The organism is Streptomyces sp. NPDC021115 (genome assembly GCF_044333065.1).
Lineage (GTDB): Bacteria > Actinomycetota > Actinomycetes > Streptomycetales > Streptomycetaceae > Streptomyces.
In genome coordinates this window covers 594,235-615,316 of the sequence record NZ_JBIRQF010000002.1, presented here as the reverse complement: position 1 = coordinate 615,316, position 21,082 = coordinate 594,235, and the positions used below count along the sequence as shown (strand labels likewise).

At 70.2% G+C, this 21,082-nt stretch carries 20 protein-coding genes and 3 pseudogenes; 14 read left to right on the top strand and 9 right to left on the bottom strand.

The window, feature by feature from the left end; all coding sequences use genetic code 11:
• Positions 1-148: 148 nt before the first annotated feature.
• The 3 genes from ACH4TL_RS08375 to ACH4TL_RS08365 all read right to left on the bottom strand — a co-directional run bounded on the left by ACH4TL_RS08375 (position 149) and on the right by ACH4TL_RS08365 (position 3,873).
• The gene (locus ACH4TL_RS08375) at positions 149-1,123 is read right to left on the bottom strand and encodes an aldo/keto reductase (protein ID WP_398311542.1); all 975 of its coding nucleotides are present in this window, start codon (positions 1,121-1,123) and stop codon (positions 149-151) included.
• A gap of 5 nt (positions 1,124-1,128) precedes the next feature.
• Positions 1,129-2,559: an argininosuccinate lyase gene (gene argH, locus ACH4TL_RS08370; RefSeq protein WP_398310008.1), complete on the bottom strand. Its 1,431-nt coding sequence runs from the start codon at positions 2,557-2,559 to the stop codon at positions 1,129-1,131.
• A gap of 117 nt (positions 2,560-2,676) precedes the next feature.
• On the bottom strand, positions 2,677-3,873 hold the full coding sequence (locus tag ACH4TL_RS08365) for an argininosuccinate synthase (protein WP_398310011.1): 1,197 nt from the start codon (positions 3,871-3,873) through the stop codon (positions 2,677-2,679).
• A gap of 141 nt (positions 3,874-4,014) precedes the next feature.
• Between ACH4TL_RS08365 and ACH4TL_RS08360 the strand changes: the two genes are divergently transcribed.
• Entirely contained in the window at positions 4,015-4,557 is a 543-nt protein-coding gene (locus tag ACH4TL_RS08360; protein WP_398310014.1) for a Uma2 family endonuclease, read from the top strand.
• Positions 4,558-4,770: 213 nt separating this feature from the next.
• Here the strand turns inward: ACH4TL_RS08360 and ACH4TL_RS08355 are convergent, their stop codons facing one another.
• Positions 4,771-6,030: a glycoside hydrolase family 30 beta sandwich domain-containing protein gene (locus ACH4TL_RS08355; RefSeq protein ID WP_398425190.1), complete on the bottom strand. Its 1,260-nt coding sequence runs from the start codon at positions 6,028-6,030 to the stop codon at positions 4,771-4,773.
• Between the two features lie 205 nt (positions 6,031-6,235).
• Here ACH4TL_RS08355 and ACH4TL_RS08350 point away from each other — a divergent pair, with 205 nt between their 5' ends.
• The 3 genes and pseudogenes from ACH4TL_RS08350 (at position 6,236) to ACH4TL_RS08340 (ending at position 9,227) form a co-directional block, all read left to right on the top strand.
• Positions 6,236-7,855 (top strand): glycoside hydrolase 43 family protein, encoded by a 1,620-nt coding sequence (locus ACH4TL_RS08350; protein ID WP_398310020.1) that lies wholly within the window; start codon positions 6,236-6,238, stop codon positions 7,853-7,855.
• Positions 7,856-7,931: 76 nt separating this feature from the next.
• Positions 7,932-8,972, top strand: a pseudogene (locus ACH4TL_RS08345) (arabinofuranosidase catalytic domain-containing protein); the annotation flags it as partial.
• 15 nt (positions 8,973-8,987) lie between these two features.
• Positions 8,988-9,227: a hypothetical protein gene (locus ACH4TL_RS08340; protein WP_398310023.1), complete on the top strand. Its 240-nt coding sequence runs from the start codon at positions 8,988-8,990 to the stop codon at positions 9,225-9,227.
• On the opposite strand, the gene ACH4TL_RS08335 is transcribed toward ACH4TL_RS08340, so the two are convergent.
• Positions 9,205-9,657, bottom strand: coding sequence for an ATP-binding protein (locus tag ACH4TL_RS08335; RefSeq protein ID WP_398310026.1), 453 nt, complete (start codon positions 9,655-9,657; stop codon positions 9,205-9,207). The genes ACH4TL_RS08340 and ACH4TL_RS08335 overlap by 23 nt on opposite strands.
• A gap of 279 nt (positions 9,658-9,936) precedes the next feature.
• On the opposite strand from ACH4TL_RS08335, the pseudogene ACH4TL_RS08330 reads away from it, so the two are divergent.
• The 3 genes and pseudogenes from ACH4TL_RS08330 to ACH4TL_RS08320 all read left to right on the top strand — a co-directional run bounded on the left by ACH4TL_RS08330 (position 9,937) and on the right by ACH4TL_RS08320 (position 12,090).
• A pseudogene (locus ACH4TL_RS08330) lies at positions 9,937-10,685 on the top strand (DUF5753 domain-containing protein).
• Positions 10,625-10,804: pseudogene (locus ACH4TL_RS08325) on the top strand (DUF397 domain-containing protein); the annotation flags it as partial. The pseudogenes ACH4TL_RS08330 and ACH4TL_RS08325, both read left to right, overlap by 61 nt.
• A gap of 122 nt (positions 10,805-10,926) precedes the next feature.
• Positions 10,927-12,090, top strand: coding sequence for a Cmx/CmrA family chloramphenicol efflux MFS transporter (locus ACH4TL_RS08320; protein ID WP_398310029.1), 1,164 nt, complete (start codon positions 10,927-10,929; stop codon positions 12,088-12,090).
• Here ACH4TL_RS08320 and ACH4TL_RS08315 read toward each other — a convergent pair.
• On the bottom strand, positions 12,071-12,622 hold the full coding sequence (locus ACH4TL_RS08315) for a hypothetical protein (RefSeq protein WP_398310032.1): 552 nt from the start codon (positions 12,620-12,622) through the stop codon (positions 12,071-12,073). The two genes, ACH4TL_RS08320 and ACH4TL_RS08315, sit on opposite strands and share 20 nt — an antisense overlap.
• A 123-nt stretch (positions 12,623-12,745) precedes the next feature.
• Here ACH4TL_RS08315 and ACH4TL_RS08310 point away from each other — a divergent pair, with 123 nt between their 5' ends.
• A complete protein-coding gene (locus tag ACH4TL_RS08310) occupies positions 12,746-13,789 on the top strand; it encodes a hypothetical protein (RefSeq protein ID WP_398310034.1) in 1,044 nt (347 codons plus the stop codon).
• A gap of 56 nt (positions 13,790-13,845) precedes the next feature.
• Here ACH4TL_RS08310 and ACH4TL_RS08305 read toward each other — a convergent pair whose 3' ends face one another.
• The gene (locus tag ACH4TL_RS08305) at positions 13,846-14,217 is read right to left on the bottom strand and encodes a peptidase inhibitor family I36 protein (protein WP_398310037.1); all 372 of its coding nucleotides are present in this window, start codon (positions 14,215-14,217) and stop codon (positions 13,846-13,848) included.
• 145 nt (positions 14,218-14,362) lie between these two features.
• Between ACH4TL_RS08305 and ACH4TL_RS08300 the strand changes: the two genes are divergently transcribed.
• The 4 genes from ACH4TL_RS08300 (at position 14,363) to ACH4TL_RS08285 (ending at position 18,101) form a co-directional block, all read left to right on the top strand.
• Positions 14,363-15,364 carry an ArsR/SmtB family transcription factor gene (locus tag ACH4TL_RS08300; protein ID WP_398310040.1) on the top strand — a complete coding sequence of 334 codons (1,002 nt, stop codon included), beginning with the start codon at positions 14,363-14,365 and terminating at the stop codon, positions 15,362-15,364.
• 114 nt (positions 15,365-15,478) lie between these two features.
• Complete coding sequence (locus tag ACH4TL_RS08295; protein ID WP_398310043.1) at positions 15,479-16,849, top strand: ferric reductase-like transmembrane domain-containing protein; 1,371 nt, start codon at positions 15,479-15,481, stop codon at positions 16,847-16,849.
• Positions 16,850-16,863: 14 nt separating this feature from the next.
• The gene (locus ACH4TL_RS08290) at positions 16,864-17,316 is read left to right on the top strand and encodes an FMN-binding protein (RefSeq protein ID WP_398310046.1); all 453 of its coding nucleotides are present in this window, start codon (positions 16,864-16,866) and stop codon (positions 17,314-17,316) included.
• Positions 17,313-18,101, top strand: coding sequence for an FAD:protein FMN transferase (locus ACH4TL_RS08285; protein ID WP_398310049.1), 789 nt, complete (start codon positions 17,313-17,315; stop codon positions 18,099-18,101). The genes ACH4TL_RS08290 and ACH4TL_RS08285 overlap by 4 nt, the downstream gene beginning before the upstream one ends.
• A 15-nt stretch (positions 18,102-18,116) precedes the next feature.
• Here the strand turns inward: ACH4TL_RS08285 and ACH4TL_RS08280 are convergent, their stop codons facing one another.
• A complete protein-coding gene (locus ACH4TL_RS08280) occupies positions 18,117-18,503 on the bottom strand; it encodes a DUF488 domain-containing protein (RefSeq protein WP_398310052.1) in 387 nt (128 codons plus the stop codon).
• Between the two features lie 51 nt (positions 18,504-18,554).
• On the opposite strand from ACH4TL_RS08280, the gene ACH4TL_RS08275 reads away from it, so the two are divergent.
• Complete coding sequence (locus ACH4TL_RS08275; protein ID WP_398310055.1) at positions 18,555-19,145, top strand: pyridoxamine 5'-phosphate oxidase family protein; 591 nt, start codon at positions 18,555-18,557, stop codon at positions 19,143-19,145.
• Between the two features lie 57 nt (positions 19,146-19,202).
• Positions 19,203-20,192, top strand: coding sequence for a bile acid:sodium symporter family protein (locus tag ACH4TL_RS08270; RefSeq protein ID WP_398310058.1), 990 nt, complete (start codon positions 19,203-19,205; stop codon positions 20,190-20,192).
• Positions 20,193-20,500: 308 nt separating this feature from the next.
• Here the strand turns inward: ACH4TL_RS08270 and ACH4TL_RS08265 are convergent, their stop codons facing one another.
• Positions 20,501-21,061 carry an arginine repressor gene (locus ACH4TL_RS08265; protein WP_398310061.1) on the bottom strand — a complete coding sequence of 187 codons (561 nt, stop codon included), beginning with the start codon at positions 21,059-21,061 and terminating at the stop codon, positions 20,501-20,503.
• Positions 21,062-21,082: the final 21 nt, after the last annotated feature.

Here is a 21,082-nt window from a genome sequence, read left to right as displayed (position 1 = left end):
GTAGCCGGGGGAGTTTGAGGAGCGGGGGTGTGGGGGCGGAGCCCCCACCCGGGAGCCCCGGCCGGGGCGGGGTGGGGGAAAGCCTCCGGCCCGCACCCGGCGACGAAGCAGCACGGGGCAGCGCCCCGGCTCGCGTCCAGCGGCGGGATCAGGTCCAGGGGAGGGACGAGCGCTGCCGCCAGTACGCGTCCGGGCGCTCCGCCAGGTCCTCGAACGGCTCCGGCAGGCGGAGCGACGCCGCGGTCAGGTTGGAGCGGAGTTGGGCCTCCGTCGCCGCGCCGGACAGGGCCACGGTCACCCATGGGTGCCGCAGGACCGCCGCCAGGGCGAGGGCGTCCGGCGTGGTGCCCAGCTCCTCGGCGGTGCGGCGGAGATGCGGCGGGGTCTGGTCGGGCGCGGCCAGGCGGCCGTTCGCCAGGGCCTCCTTGACGATCACCGTCCGCCCCGCCGCATGGGCCTCCTCCAGCGCGGGCCCGGCCGACGGCTCCAGCACGTTGTACGTGCTCTGGACCGTACGGAACAGCGGCAGCCCATCCGCCTCGATCTCCAGCGCGGCGCGAATCGCGTCACCCTGCGCGGGACCGCTGGTCGAAATGCCGACCGTCACACCCTCCGCGGCCAGCCCGGCCAGCCGAGCGTGGAGGGCGGGGTCGGTGAGGGCAGGGCTGTCCGGGGTCACGGAGTGGATCTGGTACAGGTCCAGGTGGTCGCCCAGCAGCGCACGGGTCTCCTCGCGCTGGCGCTCGTACGTCCCCACCGAATGGTCCTTGACCTCATGCGTCTCGGCATCCATCCGCCAGTCGGCCACATACGTGTAACCCCACTTGCTGCCGACCACCACCTCCCCCGCCACATCCGGCCGCGCCCGCAGCCAGTCGGCGAGGAACTCCTCGGCCCGCCCATAGGAGCGGGCCGCGTCCAGGTAGCGGACCCCGGCCGCGTACGCCGCGTCCAGCAGCTCGTGCGAGCGGCGCCGCATCGCCTCGACGGTGCGGTCGGCCGGGAGGTCCCGGTCGCGGCCGAGGTTGATGTAGCCGGGGCGGCCGACCGCGGCCAGGCCGAGCCCGATACGGGACACCGGCGTGGCGGCGGCGGCCTCGGCGAGACCCAGGAAGCCGGACATGGACATCAGCGCTTCGCGTCCGCCCACGCCCGCTGCGCGGCGAGGTCGGCCTTGACCTCGTCGAGCTGCGCGGCCACGGCCGACGGGGCCGTACCCCCGCGCCCGCTGCGCGACGCGAGCGCACCCGGCACGTTCAGCACGCTCCGCACATCGGGCGTCAGATGCGGCGAGATCTTCGCGAACTGCTCATCCGTGAGCTGGTCCAGCTCGATCCCGGTCAGCTCGCACTCCTTGACGCACGCGCCGGCGACCTCGTGCGCCACCCGGAACGGCACGCCCTGCCGGACCAGCCACTCGGCGATGTCGGTCGCCAGCGAGAACCCGGCGGGGGCCAGCTCCTCCATCCGCTCCCGGTGGACGGTGAGCGTCGCCATCATGCCGGTGAAGGCGGGCAGCAGGATCTCCAGCTGGTCGCAGGAGTCGAAGACCGGCTCCTTGTCCTCCTGGAGGTCGCGGTTGTACGCGAGCGGCAGGGCTTTCAGCGTGGCCAGCAGCCCGGTGAGGTTGCCGATCAGGCGGCCCGACTTGCCGCGCGCCAGCTCCGCGATGTCCGGGTTCTTCTTCTGCGGCATGATCGACGAGCCCGTCGAGAAGGCGTCGTGGAGGGTCACGAAGGAGAACTCCTTCGTGTTCCAGATGATGATCTCCTCGGCGATCCGCGACAGGTCGATGCCGATCATCGCGGTGATGAAGCCGAACTCGGCGACGAAGTCGCGGGCGGCCGTGCCGTCGAGCGAGTTGGCGACCGAGCCGCGCTCGAAGCCGAGGTCGGCGGCGACGGCCTGCGGGTCGAGGCCGAGCGAGGACCCGGCCAGCGCGCCGGAGCCGTACGGCGAGACGGCCGTCCGCTCGTCCCACTGCCGCAGCCGCTCCGCGTTCCGCGACATCGCCTGGACGTGGGCGAGGACGTGGTGGGCGAAGAGCACCGGCTGGGCGTGCTGGAGGTGGGTGCGGCCGGGCATCGCGACGTCCGGGTGCGCCTCGGCGAGCCCGACCAGGGCCTCCTGGAGGTCGGCGATCAGACCGCCGATGATCCGGGCGTGGTCGCGCAGATACATCCGGAAGAGGGTGGCGATCTGGTCGTTCCGGGACCGCCCGGCGCGCAGCTTGCCGCCGAGGTCGGGGCCGAGCCGCTCCAGCAGCCCGCGCTCCAGCGCGGTGTGCACGTCCTCGTCGGCGATGGTGCCGGTGAAGTCGCCGGAGGCGACGTCGGCCTCCAGCCGGTCGAGCCCGGCGAGCATGCGCTCCAGCTCGTCGGCGGTCAGCAGGTCGGCCGCGTGGAGCACCCGGGCGTGGGCACGGGAACCGGCGATGTCGTACGGCGCCAGGCGCCAGTCGAAGTGCACCGAGGCGCTGAGCTGCTCCAGTGCCTCGGCGGGCCCGTCGGCGAAGCGGCCGCCCCAGAGCCGGACGTCGCCGCTGTTGCCGTTGCTCACGCTGTTGCTCCTCAAGGCTGTGGTGGTGGGTGCTGTGACACCGTGCTGTGACACCGCCTTCCCGCCACGGAGGCGGGAAGGCGGTGTCGATCCGTCTGGTAGGCAGGCTACTGCGGCCTACTGCTCCAGGTCGCGCTTCGCGGCGATCTTGCTGGACATCCCGAACAGCTCGATGAAGCCCTTGGAGAGCGACTGGTCGAACGTGTCGCCCGTGTCGTACGTCGCCAGGTTGAAGTCGTACAGCGACTGCTCCGACTTCCGGCCGGTGACGACGGCCCGGCCGCCGTGGAGGGTCATCCGGACCTCGCCGGTGACGTGCTGGTTCGCCTCGGTGATGAAGCCGTCCAGGGCCCGCTTGAGCGGCGAGAACCACAGACCGTCGTAGACCAGCTCGCTCCACCGCTGCTCGACCTGCCGCTTGTAGCGGGCCAGCTCGCGCTCGACGGTGACGTTCTCCAGCTCCTGGTGGGCGGTGATCAGCGCGATGGCGCCGGGGGCCTCGTAGATCTCCCGGGACTTGATGCCGACGAGCCGGTCCTCGACCATGTCGATCCGGCCGATGCCCTGCGCCCCGGCCCGCTCGTTGAGCTGCTGGATGGCCTGGAGGACGGTCACGGGCTGGCCGTCGATGGCCACCGGGACGCCGTCCTTGAAGCTGAGGATGACCTCGTCGGCGTCCCGCGGGGTGGCCGGGTTCGAGGTGTACTCGTACACGTCCTCGATCGGCGCGTTCCAGATGTCCTCCAGGAAGCCGGTCTCGACGGCCCGCCCGAAGACGTTCTGGTCGATCGAGTACGGCGACTTCTTGGTGGTCGCGATCGGCAGGCTCTTCGCCTCGCAGAAGGCGATGGCCTTGTCCCGCGTCATGGCGTAGTCCCGGACCGGGGCGATGCACTTCAGGTCGGGCGCGAGGGAGGAGATCCCCGCCTCGAACCGCACCTGGTCGTTGCCCTTGCCGGTGCAGCCGTGGGCCACGGTCGTGGCGCCGTGCTTCCGCGCGGCGGCGACGAGGTGCTTGACGATGGTGGGCCGGGAGAGCGCCGAGACCAGCGGGTAGCGGTCCATGTACAAGGCGTTCGCCTTGATCGCCGGGAGGCAGTACTCGTCGGCGAACTCGTCCTTGGCGTCCGCGACCTCCGCCTCGACCGCGCCACAGGCGAGCGCGCGCTTACGGATGACGTCCAGGTCCTCACCGCCCTGGCCGACGTCCACGGCGACGGCGATGACCTCGGCGTTCGTCTCCTCGGCGATCCAGCCGATGGCGACGGAGGTGTCCAGGCCGCCCGAGTAGGCGAGTACGACGCGCTCGGTCACGGGTTTCTCCTTACGGTCCATGCACTGACTGGCATAAGTATGCACTGGGCCGTATGTTTCGTCAACGCGGCGACCCGGCGGGCTGTCGGCGGGCGGCGCTACGATGCCGCTATCAGGTGCCCGACAGGGGAGGTAGCCAGCATGAGCGTGCAAGACGACATCCTCTGCGAGGCGGCTGAGCGCGTTGCGGCCCAGCTCGAAGGCTTCAAGATCGAGGTCGTGGGGGGCCACATCGTCATGACGCCGCAGAGCGACGTTCAGAGCTGGACGATTCGCCGGGTGCAGAACGCCGCTGAAGCGTCAGGCATCGCCGAGGAACGACTCCTGTCGGACGTGCTGATCCAGTTCCCCGGCGAGCCACCTCGCGTACCCGATGTGACGATCCTCGAAGACGGGGCCAAGGAGCCGTACTCCTACGACGACGTACTGGCCGCAATGGAGATCGTCTCCACCGAGGACGATGACAACGACTACGTGATCAAGCTGAGGCAATACGCCCGGTTCGGGATCCCGACGTACTTGATCATCGATCCGTTCCGGGGCCAGTGCTCCCTGCTGACCCGCCCCAAGGGCGACACGTACGCGTCCCGGGATGACTACGCCTACGGCGAGACCATCACGCTCCACCTGGCAGACGGCAGCGCAGTGGAAATTCCCACCGACGGGTTCAAGCGCAAGAGCTGAGGCCGGACACATGGGCCCCCACACCGCGAAGCGCCACGGCGCTTCGTCCCGGTTGCTGATCTCCAGCGCGCCTGGCGCGGTACCCCCCCCCACCCGGATTGCGCCGCGATGCGCGCCGAAGCCGACGCGTTCTTCGGCGACGAGGACCGGGTAACGGACCCGGACAACCCCTCGGGCTTGAGCTTGCGGAATGAGGGATGACGGTCGCTTCCTTCACCCGGTCACGAAGGTCATCGCGCTTCGGGCGGGAAGCGAGGCCGTGAAGGAGCCGTTCGACAGGGGGATCGCGGCCCCGGGCGCGAGGGTCCGGTTCGCGTCCGTCGACCAGGTCGACACGCTGGACGAGGTGTTTCCCACCAGCGTGAACGGCTGGCTCACCGGCGAGGCCCCCTTGTTGACGGCGACGATGACGACTTTCGCGTTGCCCCCCTTGTACGCCGAGACGTAGAGGTTCGACTGGGGGTTCGGGGTCGCGTCGATCCGTACGTACCCCGGGCGGACGAACTTCGAGAAGTGGGCCATGGCGGCGCCGCGCTTGCTGATGCGTCCGTCTTCCCGCATCGGGCCGTAGCCGCGCCGGATGTACCACCACACGTACGCCTGGAACTCGGCGTCCACCAGGGCGCGGTGGACGTGCTCCCCCACGTCGAGTGCCTGGGGCCAGAGGTCCGCGGAATCGCTGCTGTTGGGGTAATAGACCTCCGTCATCCACAGCTCTTTGCCCCTGCCCCTTTCCTTGAAGAGGGGGTAGGGAAAGTTCTGGAATGACGTGCCGTAGAGGTGGGCCCCGAGAATGTCCAGGTTGGCGAGGGCTGCCGCGTCGTTGAGAATCGGGTCCGAGAAGCTCTTCACGTACTGGAAGGACTCCGGTGCGATGACCCTGGTGCCGATCGAACCGGCATTCTCCCGCAGGAATCTGGCCATCTCGTTCGGGGTCCACCACGTCCAGTCCTGCGCGTAATCGGGCTCGTTCTGCACCGAGATCGCGTACAGGTTCACGCCGTTGTTCTTCATGAAGCGGCAGAAATCGTCCAGGTGCCGCGCGTAGGCGCCGTACATGTCGTACCGGAGCCGTTTCGCGTTGGTCTGACCGCCGTGGACGAAGGTCTCCACCATGGAGGCGGGAGGATTCCACGGCGACGCGATCACGGTCGCCCCCAGCTCGCTCGCGCGCTTCGCCGTCGCCACCTCGCGGCTCCAGTCCGCCTGGTTCTCGTGGACGGGAATCCTCAGCACGGAGAACCCGAGCTGCCCCTCGCCGTTGCCGAACGCCGTGTCTCTCTGGGCAGGCGTCAGGTCGTTGATCCAGAGCGTGTGGTTCATGCCGCCGAAGCCCCGGATGGTCTGCCGCACCGCCGCCGGGTCGACGATCACATTGGCGGCCGCCGCGGATGCCGCCGCGGTCGGCGTCGCGGCCACGAGGGCCGGGAGTGCGCCCATCGTGGCCAGAACGGATCTCCGGCTCGGCACCATTGATTTCCTCCTCCACCTTGGGAGCGCTCCCATGCGCGCCACCGCATGATTGTGGCGACGGAATCCGAACTGTCAATAGTGCAGCAGGTATTGACGTCTCTGGCCGCCTGCCTATCATCCATGCTTGTCCGAGCAGCCGATTAGTGTTCGAGATTCCGAATAACGATAGAGATCGGACGGACAGGCCGCAAAGGAGAGATCCTCCATGTCCTGGCTTCATCATGAGCACAGTCGCCGCACCGCACTGGCAGCGGCCACCGGGCTGGCGGCGGGGGCCGCCCTGCCTCTCTCCGGCGCCCGCGCCGAGGCCGTTCCCACCGCCGCCGCCCAGTTCACGAATCCGGTGATCTGGCAGGACTTCGCGGACATCGACATCATCCGCGTCGGTAACGCCTACTACTACTCGGCCTCCACGATGCACTACTCCCCCGGGGCGCCCATCCTCCGCTCGTACGACCTGGTGAACTGGGAGTTCGCGGGCCACTCGGTGCCGGTTCTGGACTTCGGCTCCGCGTACGACCTCAGCGGCTCCCGCGCCTACGTCAAGGGGATCTGGGCCTCGTCCCTCGCCTACCGGCCGGGCAACCGCACGTTCTACTGGCTCGGTTGCGTCGAGTTCTCCAGGTCGTACGTCTACACCGCCCCGTCCGTCGAAGGGCCCTGGAGCAGGCTCACCACGATCAACAACGCCTACTACGACGCGGGCCTGCTCATCGACAGCGACGACACCATGTACGTGGCGTACGGGAACACCACCATCAGCGTGGCCCAGCTCACCGCCGACGGGCGCGGTCAGGTCCGTGCGCAGCAGGTGTTCACCACCCCGTCCAGCGTGGGGACGCTGGAGGGCTCCCGCTTCTACAAGATCAACGGGAACTACTACATCTTCCTCACCCGCCCGGCCAACGGCCAGTACATCCTGAAGTCGACCAGCGGCCCCTTCGGCCCGTACACGCTGCGGCAGGTCCTGCTCGACCTGCGCGGACCGGTCTCCGGCGGCGGGGTGCCGCATCAGGGCGGGCTCGTACAGACCCAGAACGGCGCCTGGTACTACATGGCCTTCGTGGACGCCTACCCCGGCGGCCGGATTCCCGTGCTGGCCCCGGTCACCTGGACCTCCGACGGCTGGCCCGTCGTACAGCTGGTGAACGGCGCGTGGGGCGCGTCGTATCCGAGCCCGGCCCTCCCCGCGCCGCCGCGCCAGGTCACCCCGCTGACCGGCGTCGACACCTTCGACGGCACGGCCCTGAAGCCGAAGTGGGAGTGGAACCACAACCCTGACAACAGCAAGTGGTCCGTGAACAACAGGCTGACGCTGCGCACCGCGACCGTCACGAACGACCTGTACTCGGCCCGCAACACCCTCACCCACCGCATCCAGGGCCCCACCTCCACCGCCACCGTCCAGCTCGACCACTCCGCGATGCGCGACGGCGACCGGGCCGGACTGGCGCTGCTGCGCGACTCCTCCGCGTGGATCGGGATCAAGCGCGACGGCGGTGCGACCCGGGTGGTGATGGTGAACGGGCTGACGATGGACGGCAGTTGGAACACCACCGGCACCGGTACGGAAGCGGCGAGCGCGACCGTCCCGAGCGGCCGCATATGGCTGCGCGCCACCGCCGACATCCGCCCCGGCGCGGGACGGCCGGGCACCTTCTCGTACAGCACCGACGGCAGCAACTTCATCCGCCTCGGCCCCTCGTTCGCCATGGGCAACGACTGGCGGTTCTTCATGGGCTACCGGTACGCCATCTTCAACTACGCCACCCAAGCGCTCGGCGGCTCGGTCGACGTCACCCGCTTCGAGCTCGCCACGCCCTGACCCCCTCCACTCCGAGCAGAGGAGTTCATCCGTGACCACTCGACCGGCGTTACGCCCCTTACGCCCCTTACGCCCCTTGAAGCGCACCCTCCTGGCTACGGGAGCGGCGGTCGCCCTCGGCGTCGGAGTTCTCACCGGCACGGCCCCGGCCTCCCATGCCGCCGCCGGTTCGCTGCCCTGCGACCTCTACGCCTCCGGCGGCACGCCCTGCGTGGCGGCGCACAGCACGACCCGCGCGCTGTACGGCTCCTACAACGGACCGCTGTACCAGGTGCGCCGCGCCTCCGACAACGCCACGCGGGACATCGGTGTGCTGAGTGCGGGCGGCTACGCCAACGCCGCCGCGCAGGATTCGTTCTGCGCCGGGACGACCTGCCTCATCACCGTCGTCTACGACCAGTCCGGCCGGAACAACCGCCTCACCCAAGCGCCTCCCGGCGGCTTCCCCGGCCCGGCCCCGGGCGGCTACGACAACCTCGCGAACGCGACAGCCGCGCCGACCACGGTCGGCGGCCACAAGGCTTACGGCGTCTTCGTGGCCCCTGGCGTCGGGTACCGCAACAACACCACCAACGGCGTCGCGAAGGGGGACCAGCCGGAGGGGATGTACGCCATCCTCGACGGCAGCCACTACAACGGCGGCTGCTGCTTCGACTACGGCAACGCCGAGACCAACAGCCGTGACAACGGCAACGGCACCATGGAAGCCATCTACTTCGGGAACAGCAAGGTCTGGGGCTACGGCGCGGGCAACGGCCCCTGGATCATGGCCGACCTCGAAAACGGCCTGTTCTCCGGCGTGAACCAGCGCTACAACGCCAACGACCCGAGCATCAGCCACCGGTATCTGACCGCCATCGTCAAGGGCGAGCCGAACCACTGGTCCATCCGTGGCGGCAACGCGCAGTCGGGCAGCCTGTCGACCTTCTACAACGGGCCGCGCCCCAACGTCCCCGGCTACAACCCGATGAAGAAGGAAGGCGCCATCATCCTCGGCATCGGAGGTGACAACAGCAACGGCGCCGCCGGCACCTTCTACGAAGGTGTGATGACATCCGGCTACCCCTCGGACGCCACCGAGAACGCGGTACAGGGCAACATCACCTCGGTCGGTTACGGGAAGCCTTAGAGGGTGGCGGACAAGAAGAACCAGATGATCGTGCTCGGGGTGGTCGTGGTCGGGGTCCTGTGGATCAACGGCCATGGCGACGGCGACGACAAGGGCGACAGCAAGTCGCCCAAGCCGCATCAGACGGGGCGGTACCCCGTCCACTTCCAGAAGGACGACACGAAGGGCACGAAGAAGGGCGACAAGAAGCCCCTGCCGCGCTCGACCGTCTCCTATCCGATCAAGTTCCATCAGGGGAAGTGAGGTCGATCTCGGCCCAGACCACCTTGCCCGGCCCCTTCCGCTCGGCCACGCCCCAGCGCGCGGCGAGCCCCGCGACCATCAGCAGGCCACGGCCGGTCTCGGAGTCGGTCGAGGGCGCGGTGGGCGCGCCCTCGACCGGCGGCCGCCCCTCGGTACGGGTGTCCGCCACCTCGACGCGGAGCGCGGTGGCGGTGCGAGCGAGCCTTACCTCGAAGTCCCGGCCGGGGACGCGGCCGTGGATCACGGCGTTGGCGGCGAGTTCGGCCACGATCGCGGCGATGAGGTCGGACACCTCGCCGCGATAGCGAAACCCCCACTCGTCGAGCTGCTGGAGCACCAGCAGCCGGGCGAGTCGTGCCCCACGGCGGGTGGAGCTGAAGCGATGGGTGAACTGGTCGGAAGTCGTGCGTGGATGAGCTGGGATTGGCATGGCGTCACCGTTGCGGTTCGGCGAATGACCAGACCAGATCGGCTTCTCGTACTCTGCGTCAGTGTACGAGTACAGATGGTGGACTGTACGAATAACGGACCGTGACCATGGCCGAGTTGGGCAGATAGTCAGGTTCAGTACACCAGGCACCATCGGAGGTGGCCGACGATGGCCGACAACTCGTGCGGCAGCAACGAACCGCAGTCCACGGACAGCCTCAAGACGTTCGGGGCGGTCGTCAAGGTCTTCCGAGAACGCGCGGGCTACACGCAGGAGCAACTGGCGCCGCTGCTGCGGTACTCGGTGCAGACCCTGGCCTCGATCGAACAGGGTCGACGCTTCCCGCAACGGGAGTACGTGGAGCGGGCGGAGGAGCTGCTTGACGCGTTCGGGGTTCTGCGGGCGGCGGCGAAGTGTCTCGTGCGGAAGCCGGGCTTGGCGGCGTGGTTCCGGCAGTGGGCCGGTCTGGAGGAGCACGCGATCAGCCTCTGTACGTACGAGTGCCGAGTCGTGCCAGGTCTGTTGCAGACCGAGGCGTACGCGCGGGCGGTCTTTCGCGAGAGGGTGCCTCCATTGGCCGACGAGCAGATCGAGACCCAGCTCGTGGCCCGCCAGGAACGGCAACGCCTGCTCCGCGAGCGGCCGAACACGGCGTACAGCTTCATCGTCGAAGAGGTGCTGTTCCGGCGGTGCACCGGAGGGGTGGAGACGACCCGGGAGCTCATCGAGCACGTGCTGGAATGCGCGAGGCTTCGCAACGTCGAGATCCAGATCATGCCGATCGTCCAGGAGCATCACGCGGGCTGGAGGGGCCCATGCGGCTGGTGGAGACTCCTGACAACGAATGGCTCGGCTACACGGAAGCCCAGCGTGGCGGCCTGTTGATCTCCGAGCGGAAAGACGTCAGCGTGCTCCAGATGCGGTATGCGAAACTGCGCTCACAGGCTCTCACCCCTGGGGACTCCGTGAGCGGGCCCTCTCCTGGCACAAGTCCACTTACAGCGGAGGCGACGGCGACGACTGCGTAGAGGTCGCCACCTGCGCCGACACCGTTCACGTCCGGGACTCCAAGGACACGCAGGGGCCCCAGCTCGCCTTCTCCCCCACCGCATGGGCCGCTTTCGTCACCCACACGGCGAACCGCTAACCTGACCACCATGTCCAGTCCCGAGGCATCCAGGCTCTAGCCACCGGTCGTTCGGTGGCGCCTTCATCGAGCTGTCCGGTCATCGGCCCTCTCTCTTCTTCGAGCCGATGCATGGAGCCTTCATGCCTTATGCCATCTATGTCCTGGGACTGGCGGTCTTCGCCCAAGGGACATCCGAATTCATGCTGTCCGGCCTGGTGCCGGACATCGCAAGCGATCTGAGTGTTTCCATCCCCTCCGCGGGCGCGCTGACGTCGGCGTTCGCGGTGGGGATGATCGTGGGGGCGCCGCTGATGGCGGTCCTCAGCATGCGGTGGCCGCAGCGCCGCGCGCTGCTGGTGTTTCTGACGACCTTCGTGGTCGTCCACATCGTCGGTGCCCTCACCACCAGCTTTGCCGTGTTGCTGGCCACCCGGGTGCTGGGGGCGCTGGCCAACGCCGGGTTCCTGGCCGTGGGGCTCGCGACGGCGACCGCGATGGTGGAGCCCGGTGCCAAGGGGCGGGCCACGTCCTCGCTGCTGGGCGGGGTGACGCTCGCGTGTGTGGCCGGGGTTCCGGCCGGTGCGGTGCTGGGGCAGGTCTGGGGGTGGCGTTCCGCGTTCTGGGCGGTGGCGCTCGTCTCCGTACCGGCGCTCTTCGCGATCGTACGGTCGGTGCCGCACCAGCCCACGGCACCGGCGCAGGAGGCGCCGAGCGCGCGCGGTGAGCTGCGGGCGCTGCGCAGCCCTCGGCTGCTGGTGACGCTCGGGCTGGGGATGTTGGTGAACGCCGCGACGTTCTGCACGTTCACCTATCTGACGCCGCTCGTCACGCACGTGAGCGGCTTCGACGAGTCCTGGGTGCCGGTCGTGCTGGCGCTGTTCGGGCTCGGTTCGTTCGCCGGGGTGACGGTCGCCGGGCGGTGGTCGGACGCCCGGCCGATGCTGGTGCTCGTACCGGGCGGGCTGGCCCTGTTGCTCGGCTGGCTGCTGCTGTCAGTGGGCGCGGACAGGCAGGGGGTGGCGCTGGTGCTGGTCCTCGTACAGGGGACGCTGTCGTTCGGCGTCGGCTCGACGCTGATCACGCGGGCGTTGTACGCGGCGGCCGAAGCGCCCGCGCTGGGTGGGGCGTTCGCGACCGCCGCCCTCAACGTGGGGGCGGCGGTCGGTCCGGCCCTCGGCGGGCTCACCCTGGGCGCGGGTCTTGGCTACCGGTCCCCGGTGTGGGTGAGCGCGCTGCTGGTGGCCCTGGCGTTCGCCGTGGCGGGCCTGGCGCGTCCAGCCTTCGCTAGCCGCCGCGGACGATGAGGAACAGGAACCAGAGGATCGGCAGCAGCGCCACGTACGCCGCGGGGCGCTGAAGCACGGACTTTCCGGGGTCGGGACGCGCGCCGTATATCGCGGGTCCCGGCTCCGGGAGTTTGTTGAGCTTTCCGCGGACCACCAGGTTGTTGATGATCGTGTACGGGTTGAAGATGAGCAGTGAGAACGGGCTCCACCAGCCCTGCCACAGCGTGTTCGTGGTCGCGTCGCGCCGCATCGCCGTACCGCACGTACGGCAGAACGAACCCTGCCACTTCTGGAACTTCATCATCAGCAGCATGCCGACGTGGGCGCGGATGGTGACTTCCGCCGCCGGATACGCCGCGCAGACGCGACAGGTGGGCGGTTGCGGCACCCCGGCCATCGGCTGGCCGTAGGCGTCGTAACCGGGCGCCGGGTGCGGCTGGTTGTAGCCGGAGGCGTACGGGTTCCCCTGGGGCGGCCCGGCGGCGTACGGGTTCCCCTGCGGGGGCGCGGAGGCGTACGGATTCCCCTGCGGCGGGGGCGGCACTGACATGAGCTTCCTAACCAAGAATGACGTGGTCAGCGATCATACGATCCCGTCGCCTGCCGCCTTCTGCTCGGTCACCACCCGCTACGCTGAGCAATTCGCCTCCGCCCACCACGCCGGGAGCGCCGCATGTTCCTGCACCGCAACACCGACCGCGCCACCGTCCGGTGCGACCAGTGCCCTGGCCGCCCCGTCCTCCCCACCTATCTGGAGGACATCGACACCCGCAGGTGCGTGCGTTGTCAGGGCGAGCACCGCTGGCTGCCGCAGCCGCATCCGGAGGACCACCTGTGCCAGGTCTGCCGCCGGGAGTGCCCGGTGTGCCAGGCCGTCACCGACCAGGAGGGCAGGCCCTGCCGGGGCTGCCGGGGCCGCTGCCGTACGTGCTCCGCCCCGCTGCCCGAACGCCCGGCCTCCGCCGGGACCACCACGAGCGTCGCGCCCGACAAGCGCAAGGACAAACACCGCCGCTGGTCCCGCACCTACTACCCCCGCTCCTGGGACCAGTGCGCCGCCTGCCAGAACACGGCGACCGCCACCGACCCCGTGCGCGCCGTACTCTCCGCGCTTCCGGACAAGCTGCTGCGCGCGTGCGGGGGCGGTGTGCCCCCGGCCGTGGTGCAGAGCGTGCGCGACGAACTGCTCCGCCAGCCCGCGGCCCGGCTGATCGCGCGGATCGAGCGCCGCTGGTGGACCACTTGGGCCAACCGGTCCCTCGAACGCGCGGCGGACGCGGGAGAGGACGGGTACCGGCCCGACGATGTCGCGATGTGGCTGCTGGCGGCCACGTCGTGCGCCGGGCGGTGCGAGGACGGCTGGCACCCCGCCCCGGCCGACCGGCCGACCGACGACGACCAGCCGTGCGGCGTATGCCGTGGCGGCTGGCTCCTGCCCGGCCACGGTCCGGACCCCCGCCACCCCGACGATGACGGCCGACCGGACCACGACCGGGCGCCTGCCGCGCCCACGGCCACCAACCGCACCCCGGCGCAGGCGGTCGCGTACCGGCCGCCGCACCGCGAATGCGAAGGCCGGGGCGGCACGTGCGGCCGCCCCGTCACCGACCCGTACACCCAGTGCCCCACCTGCCTGGGCTGGCCCCGCTGCGCCTGCGGCGCCCCGTACGACCCCGCCCACGGGGACGCGTGCCGCGCCTGCCGCACCGGCGCGTAGGAGCGCGGGCAACGCCCCTGGTGGGGCGCCGCCCTCTTGTGCTCAGCGGTCGCTGGTCAGCACCACTTGTTGGACTTGATGTACGCGGACGTGCCGTTACCGGGGTTCTTCTCCCCCTTCGGGATGGTTCCTCCGTACTCGGTGTAGTTCTTCCCCAGATACCATGCGAAACCACAGGAAGCGCCGTGGTTGTAGTACGACTTGAAGTTCTGGAAGACCGAGTACTGGGTCAGGTCCGCGTTGTTCCCCGCGACCTGCTGCCGATGACCAGTGTAGTTCGTCCCGGACCAGACGCAGAAGTAGGTCGACGGGCAGTCCGACGCCGCCGACGGAGTGCTCTCTGACGCACTGGCGGCGCCCGCGCTTCCGGCCAGCAGGCCGCCGGTCAGCACGATGCCGCCGGCGATGGCCGCGACCTTCCTGTTCATGCGCATACTGTTACCCCCTTTGTGATACTTGTGTGTCCGTTATGGACGTGGCCTGACAAGTGCTGAAAGAAGCCTGTCCCCGGGCGGGAAACCCGGGCAACGTCTTCCCAGAGAGGTGGGAAGACAGGGGTGGGAAGGCGCTGCCATGCTTCGGATCCACTTCACCAGCGACGATCTGGCCCGCATCCGGCTGGTTCCGGCGCCCGACCCGCTGTGGGAGGTGCTGCTCAGCTCGTACCGGCTGCGGCATCCGAGCGGGGCGGCGTACTTCGGCGGCTGGCGGCGTACGGTCGCGCCGCGGCTGGCGCCTTCGGCGCATCTGCTGGCCGCTCTGGCGCCCCCGACGGGCTACGCCGTCGACTTCCTGACCCCGCCGGGCGCCGGTCCGTCACCGGCCGCGGGCATGGAGGCCCTGCGGCGGACACCGCGTACGCGATTACGCAACGACCTGGCGGAACTGCACGCCCGCCACCCCGGCCGCCCGCTGCCCGCCTGGACGCGCGGTCTGGCGGAGGGCGATCCGGAGGCGGTGACGGCGGTGGCCGACGCCGTCACCGGGTATTTCGCGGCGGCGCTGGAACCGTTCTGGCCGCAGGTGCGGCGGCAGGTGGAGCGTGACCGGGAGTGGCGCACCCGCGCCCTCGACGCGACCGGATGGGAAGCGGTGCTCGCCACGCTGCATCCGTCCGCGGCCTGGCACTATCCCGTGCTCGAACTCGCCTTTCCCGCCGACCACGACATCCACCTCGACGGCCGGGGCCTGACGCTCCAGCCGTCGTTCTTCTGCTGGGGTGCGCCCACCACGTTTCTGGACACCGGGCTGCCGCCCGTGCTGGTGTATCCGGTCGAGCGCAGCCTCGACTGGTCGGCGCCACCGCACGCGTCACGGCAGGCCGTGGCGGCGCTGCTGGGGAAGACGCGGGCGCGCGTCCTGGAGGTCGTCGCGACGGCGGCGTGCACCACCACGCAGCTCGCCGAACGTGCGCGCGTGCCCATTCAGACGGCCAGCCACCAGGCCACGGTGCTGCGCGAGGCGAATCTGATCCACAGTCGGCGGCACCGCAACACGGTGATCCACACGGTCACGGCTCTGGGTGCGGCGCTGCTCCACGGTGATTACGGCGTGCCGCCCTTCTTCCTCCAGTAGCGCCCGTCCGGCCCCCGGCTCAACGCAAACTTGTGAATCTCGTCGACCTTTGAGTCATCGCCCGCTCCCGGCCGTACCCCTGTGCACCGGAGCCCATAGGAAGGGGAGCGGGCCGTGACGACGCTATTGAACAGCCGGGCCGGTCGACGGCTGGCCCTGCGCCAGATTCGGCCGCGGCGCTCCCCCGCCGTGCCGCTGGTGCTGCTGAGCTGGGCAGGGGCGGCCGCGGTGCTGTCCCTGTGGTGGTTCAACACCCCGAACGTCACCGGCAACGCCGCCTGGCTGAACGGCGCCGGACGGCTCAGCGGGCTGCTCGCCGGGTACGTCCTGGCACTGGTGGTGCTCCAGATGGCGCGGGTTCCCGCGCTGGAGCGGCGGGTGGGGTCGGACCGGGTGGCGCGGTGGCACGCGATGAGCGGGCGGTACGCGCTGTGCCTGATCCTCGCTCATGTGGGCCTGATCATCGCGGGATACGCGACCCAGGGCGGCACCTCGTTCGTCGCGCAGACCGAGACCATGGTGCTCACCTTCCCCGACATGCTCGAAGCGACGATCGGCACGGTGACCCTCGTGGTGATCGGGCTGATCTCGGCCGGGATGGTGCGCCGCAGGATTCCGTACGAGATCTGGTACTACCTGCATCTGCTCACCTACGCGGCCGTCTTCCTGACCTTCTGGCACCAGCTCAGCAACGGCGCCGAGTTCGTGGGCGACATGACGGCCCAGACCGCCTGGTACGTGCTCTACGGCGCGGTCAGCGCGCTGGCGATCTGGTACCGGCTGCTGGTGCCGCTGCGGCTGAACCTGCGGCACCGGATGCGGGTGGAGGCCGTCGTCCAGGAGGCGCCCGGGATCGTCTCGGTGCTGATCAAGGGGCGCAAGCTGCACCGGATCGGCGCGGAGGCGGGTCAGTTCTTCCGGTGGCGGTTCCTCGCCCCGCAGCTGCGGTGGGGCTCCCATCCGTACTCGCTGTCCGCCCCTCCCCGGCCCAATCTGCTGCGGATCACCGTGAAGGCGGTGGGCGGGCACAGCACGCGGCTCGCCGATCTGAGGCCGGGCACCCGGGTATGGGCCGAGGGGCCTTACGGAGCGATGACCGCGTCCCGGCGCAGTCAGGGCAAGGTGCTGATGATCGCCGGTGGGGCGGGCATCACCCCGATCCGGGCCCTGTTCGAGACGCTGCCCGGCAAGGGCGGCGACCTGACCCTGCTCTACCGCGCCCGGACCGTCGAGGACCTGGCGCTGTGGGGCGAGCTGAAGCAGATCGCGACCGAGCGGGATGCCCGGCTGCTGTACGCGGTCAACGGCCCCGACGGGGCCCGGCCGGAGATCAGCGCGGAGCGGCTGCGGGCGCTGCTGCCGGACATCGACGAGCACGACGTCTATCTGTGCGGGCCCCCGGGCCTGACCGAGCACGCGTACGAGGCGCTGCACGACGCGGGGGTCCCGGACCGCCGTATCCATCATGAATCCTTCGAGCTGTGACCTGAGGTGGAGCCATGAAGAGGAAGCATCCGCTGCGCCGTATCCTGCTGGGCACCGCCGCCACCGTCGCGGGTGTCGTCGCGCTGCTCGCGCTGAAGCAGCCCGCCGGTGGCGGAAACCTCGCCGCGCCGCCCGCCGGGCAGGCGCCGCCGCCCGTCGCGGCCACCGCGCCCGAGGGGTCGGGCGGGGCCGGTGGGCAGACCCTCACCGGCGATGTCGTCGACACCCAGTACGGGCCGGTGCAGGTCAGCGTCACCATGAGCGGCGGGAAGATCACCGCCGCGCAAGCCGTGAAGACGCCGGACTCCGGTCCGCGCAGCGACCAGATCGCCAAGGACTCCATCCCGAAGCTCAACCAGCAGGCGGTGGCCGCCGCGAAGGTCGACACCGTGTCCGGTGCGACGTACACCAGCGAGGGCTACTCCAAGTCCTTGCAGAGCGCTCTCGACAAGGCGGGTGCCAAATGACGTACAGCGATGACCAGTCCCTGCGCCATGTCGAACACGTCATGGGCACCGTCTTCTCCTTCGACCTGCGCGAGATCCACGACGCCGACCGGCCCCGGGTGCTGGCCGCGCTGGACGGGGCCGTGGTCGGGCTGCACCGGGTGGACGAGCTGTTCTCCACGTACCGCCGGGACAGCCAGATCAGCCGCCTCGGGCGCGGTGAGCTGACGCTGTCGGGGTGCGAGCCGGAGGTACGGGACGTGCTGGAGCTGTGCGAGGAGGTCTCGTACCGCAGCGACGGCTGGTTCACGACCCGCTACGCCGGGACACGGCCCGATCCGACCGGCCTGGTCAAGGGCTGGGCGGTCGAGCGCGCCGCCCGGATGCTGGCCTCGGCGGGCGCCGGTTCGGTGTGCGTCAACGGCGGCGGCGACGTCCAGCTGCACGGCGGGCCGTGGCGGGTGGGCATCGCCGACCCCATGCGGCGCGGTGAGCTGCTGGCGGTGGTCGAGGCACACGGCGAGCTGGCCGTGGCCACGTCCGGTCCGGCGGAGCGCGGCTGCCACATCCTGGACCCCCACACCGGACGCCCTCCGGCGGACGGCCTCGCCTCCGTGACGGTGGTCGGCACCAGCCTGACGGAGGCCGACGCCTGGGCGACCGCCGCGTGCGCGATGGGCGCGGAGCGCGCCCGCCCGTGGCTCCAGCGGCAGCCGGGCGCGGAGGCGTTCGTGGTGACGGCGGAGGGGACGACGTGGCAGACGAGTGGTTTCGCGCGTTTCTCGGCTGAGCTGTGCGTGTCCTGACCAGACTGTGTGTGGTCAGCGGTGGCCGCGTACGGCGTCGGCCAGCAGGCCCGCGTGGCCGTAGCTCAGGTCCTTCACGGCCGTGAGGAGGGTGAGCGTGCCCTGGTCCGCCAGCTCGCGGAGGTGGTCCACGGCCTCGCTGCGCTCCGGTTCGGCCAGCTCGGCGCGGTACCGGCGGGCGAACTCCGCGTACCGCTCCGGCTCGTGCCCGTACCAGCGGCGCAGCTCGGTCGAGGGCGCGGCGGCCTTGGCCCACTCGTCCAGACGGGCGTCGGCCTTCGCCAGGCCGCGCGGCCACATCCGGTCCACCAGGACGCGGGTGCCGTCGTCCGGCTCCGGGGTGTCGTAGACGCGGCGGACCCGGATTCCGGGGCGGGCCCGGCGAGCGCTTTTGTCTGCCATGTCTCCATCGAACCATCTGTGCGGTGTCCACCTCGGCGGATAATGCGCCACATGGGAAAGATCTACGAACGCATCGACGGCAGGCTTCGCACCTTTATCGAAGAGCAGAAGATCTTCTTCGCCGCCACCGCTCCGCTGGCCGGGGACGGCACCGTGAACCTTTCCCCCAAAGGGGTGGCCGGTTCGTTCGCCGTGCTCGACGAACTGACCGTGGCCTACCTGGACTTCTCCGGCAGCAACGCCGAGACCATCGCCCATCTGCGGGAAAACGGCCGCATCACGCTGATGTGGTGTGCCTTTGACGGGCCGCCGAACATCGTGCGGGTGCATGGGCGGGGTGAGCCGGTGTTCCGTGACGATCCGCGGTTCGGGGAGCTGGTGAAGCACTTTCCGTCTGTCGATGTGCATACGCATGGGCTGCGGGCCGTGATCGTGGTGACCGCTGAGCTGATCCGGGACACGTGTGGGTACGCGGTGCCGTTCATGGACTACCGGGAGGAGCGGTCGCTGCACGCGCAGCGGTTTCGGCGCGAGGATGATGAGGTGAAGCTGACCGCTTACTGTGAGCGGAAGGAGCATGTCGCCAGCAGTCTGGACGGGCTGCCGGGGTTGCCGCTGCCGTTGCCGCCGCTTTCGTTGTAGCGACCAGATATCGAGACGGTCTTGCGTGGTGGGGTCTGCGCAGCGTTCGATCACGCCGTGCGATCCGAACCCAAGAGCCCCGCAACGGACTCCCCGTCGTCCACGTCGTCTGCGCCCGGTTCCGCCGACCGGGCGGCCCGGCGGGCCGTCACCGTCTTCCCTCTGCTCGTCCTCGCCGCCGGAGTGGCGGGGCTGAGTACGCCCGGCACGTTTACCGGGTGGGCGCCGCAGGTGCCGTATCTGCTCGGCGTGATCATGTTCTGCATGGGGCTGACCATGACCCCGGCCGACTTCACCGGTGTGGTGAAACGGCCCTGGGCGGTGGCGCTCGGGCTGGTCGCGCACTACGTGATCATGCCGGGGCTTGGGTGGCTCATCGCTCAGGTACTGGGCTTGTCGCCGCAGCTGGCGGCCGGTGTCATCCTCGTCGGCTGCGCGCCGAGCGGTACGGCCTCGAACGTGGTGACGTATCTGGCGCGCGGCGACGTCGCTCTGTCTGTCTCCGTCGCCACCGTCTCCACGGTGCTCGCGCCGCTGGTGACTCCGCCGCTGACGTTGCTGCTGGCCGGGGAGTTCCTGCCGGTGGATGCGCAGTCGATGGTCACGGACATTTTGAAGACGGTGCTGCTGCCGGTGGTGGGCGGCTTGGTCGTACGGCTGGTGGCGGGGCGTTACATCGGGCGTGTGCTCGGGGTGCTGCCGTGGCTGTCCGCCGTGACGATCGGCGTGATCGTGGCGGTGGTCGTCGCGGGCAGTGCGGAAGCCATTCGGTCGGCGGCGGCGTTGGTGTTGCTGGCGGTCGTCCTGCACAACGGGCTGGGGCTGGCCCTTGGGTACGCGGCGGGGAAGGTCGCCCGCCTGGGCGCGCCCGCGAGCCGGGCGATGGCGTTCGAGGTGGGCATGCAGAACTCTGGGCTTGCGGCCTCTCTTGCTGCGGCCCACTTCAGCCCCCTGGCCGCCCTTCCGGCGGCCGTCTTCTCCGTGTGGCACAACGTGTCGGGGTCGGTGGTGGCGGCGTGGATGTCCCACCGGGCGCGCCGGGGGTGAGGAGCAGTAATCCCCCACCCCGCCCCGCCCCGAAACCGGGGCTCCGCCCCGGCCCCCGGGCGGGGGCTCCGCCCCCTCCTGCACCCCCGCTCCTCAAACGCCGGAGGGGCTGGGTGGTACCGCCCGGAGGGGCTGGATAGGTGACCCGGTCGTGGGCAATCGTTCCGCGGGGCGGGACGGGTGGGCACACCCCGGCCACCGGGCCGCACCCCGCAACGAAACCCCAGGGGGCAGCGCCCCGGCCACCGGCCCGCACCCGGCGACGAAAGCCCCAGGGGCAACGCCCCGGGCCGCCCGCCGCCCAGGCGTCAGCGGGCCTTCTGGGCCAGGCGGAGGAGGTGGTCGGCCAGGGCCTGGCCGCCGACGGGGTCGCGGCTGATGAGGAGCACCGTGTCGTCGCCCGCGATCGAGCCCAGGATCACGTGCAGCTCGGCGGAGTCGATGGCCGAGGCCAGGAACTGGGCCGCGCCCGGTGGGGTGCGGAGGACGACGAGGTTGGCGGACGCCTCCGCCGAGATGAGGAGTTCACCCGCCAGCCGCGCCATCCGCGCCTCGCTCGCCGATTCGCCGAGCGGGGCGCGGGGCGTGCGGTCGCCGCCCTCGCTGGGGACCGCGTAGATCAGCTCGCCACCCGTGTTGCGGATCTTGACCGCGCCCAGTTCGTCCAGGTCGCGGGAGAGCGTCGCCTGGGTGACGGAGAGTCCGTCGTCGGCGAGGAGCTTCGCGAGCTGGCTCTGGGAGCGGACCGGCTGCCGGTTCAGGATGTCCACGATCCGGCGGTGGCGGGCGGTGCGGGTCTGCGGCACGGACTGGCCGTTGTGGTTCGCATCGGCGTCGTTCGCCGCGTCGGTGTGCTGCGCCTCGGTCATCGTCTCGTCAGTCTCCGGATC

Bases quoted from the DNA above. Each gene is read 5' to 3' on its own strand.
- ACH4TL_RS08310 (WP_398310034.1), top strand. From the start codon at position 12,746: ATGTTCCTGCACCGCAACACCGACCGCGCCACCGTCCGGTGCGACCAG.
- ACH4TL_RS08350 (WP_398310020.1), top strand. From the start codon at position 6,236: ATGTCCTGGCTTCATCATGAGCACAGTCGCCGCACCGCACTGGCAGCG.
- ACH4TL_RS08320 (WP_398310029.1), top strand. From the start codon at position 10,927: ATGCCTTATGCCATCTATGTCCTGGGACTGGCGGTCTTCGCCCAAGGG.
- ACH4TL_RS08285 (WP_398310049.1), top strand. From the start codon at position 17,313: ATGACGTACAGCGATGACCAGTCCCTGCGCCATGTCGAACACGTCATG.
- ACH4TL_RS08305 (WP_398310037.1), bottom strand. From the start codon at position 14,217: ATGAACAGGAAGGTCGCGGCCATCGCCGGCGGCATCGTGCTGACCGGC.
- ACH4TL_RS08280 (WP_398310052.1), bottom strand. From the start codon at position 18,503: ATGGCAGACAAAAGCGCTCGCCGGGCCCGCCCCGGAATCCGGGTCCGC.
- ACH4TL_RS08375 (WP_398311542.1), bottom strand. From the start codon at position 1,123: ATGTCCGGCTTCCTGGGTCTCGCCGAGGCCGCCGCCGCCACGCCGGTG.
- ACH4TL_RS08355 (WP_398425190.1), bottom strand. From the start codon at position 6,030: ATGGTGCCGAGCCGGAGATCCGTTCTGGCCACGATGGGCGCACTCCCG.
- ACH4TL_RS08335 (WP_398310026.1), bottom strand. From the start codon at position 9,657: ATGCCAATCCCAGCTCATCCACGCACGACTTCCGACCAGTTCACCCAT.
- ACH4TL_RS08275 (WP_398310055.1), top strand. From the start codon at position 18,555: ATGGGAAAGATCTACGAACGCATCGACGGCAGGCTTCGCACCTTTATC.
- ACH4TL_RS08265 (WP_398310061.1), bottom strand. From the start codon at position 21,061: ATGACCGAGGCGCAGCACACCGACGCGGCGAACGACGCCGATGCGAAC.
- ACH4TL_RS08300 (WP_398310040.1), top strand. From the start codon at position 14,363: ATGCTTCGGATCCACTTCACCAGCGACGATCTGGCCCGCATCCGGCTG.
- ACH4TL_RS08315 (WP_398310032.1), bottom strand. From the start codon at position 12,622: ATGTCAGTGCCGCCCCCGCCGCAGGGGAATCCGTACGCCTCCGCGCCC.
- ACH4TL_RS08290 (WP_398310046.1), top strand. From the start codon at position 16,864: ATGAAGAGGAAGCATCCGCTGCGCCGTATCCTGCTGGGCACCGCCGCC.
- ACH4TL_RS08360 (WP_398310014.1), top strand. From the start codon at position 4,015: ATGAGCGTGCAAGACGACATCCTCTGCGAGGCGGCTGAGCGCGTTGCG.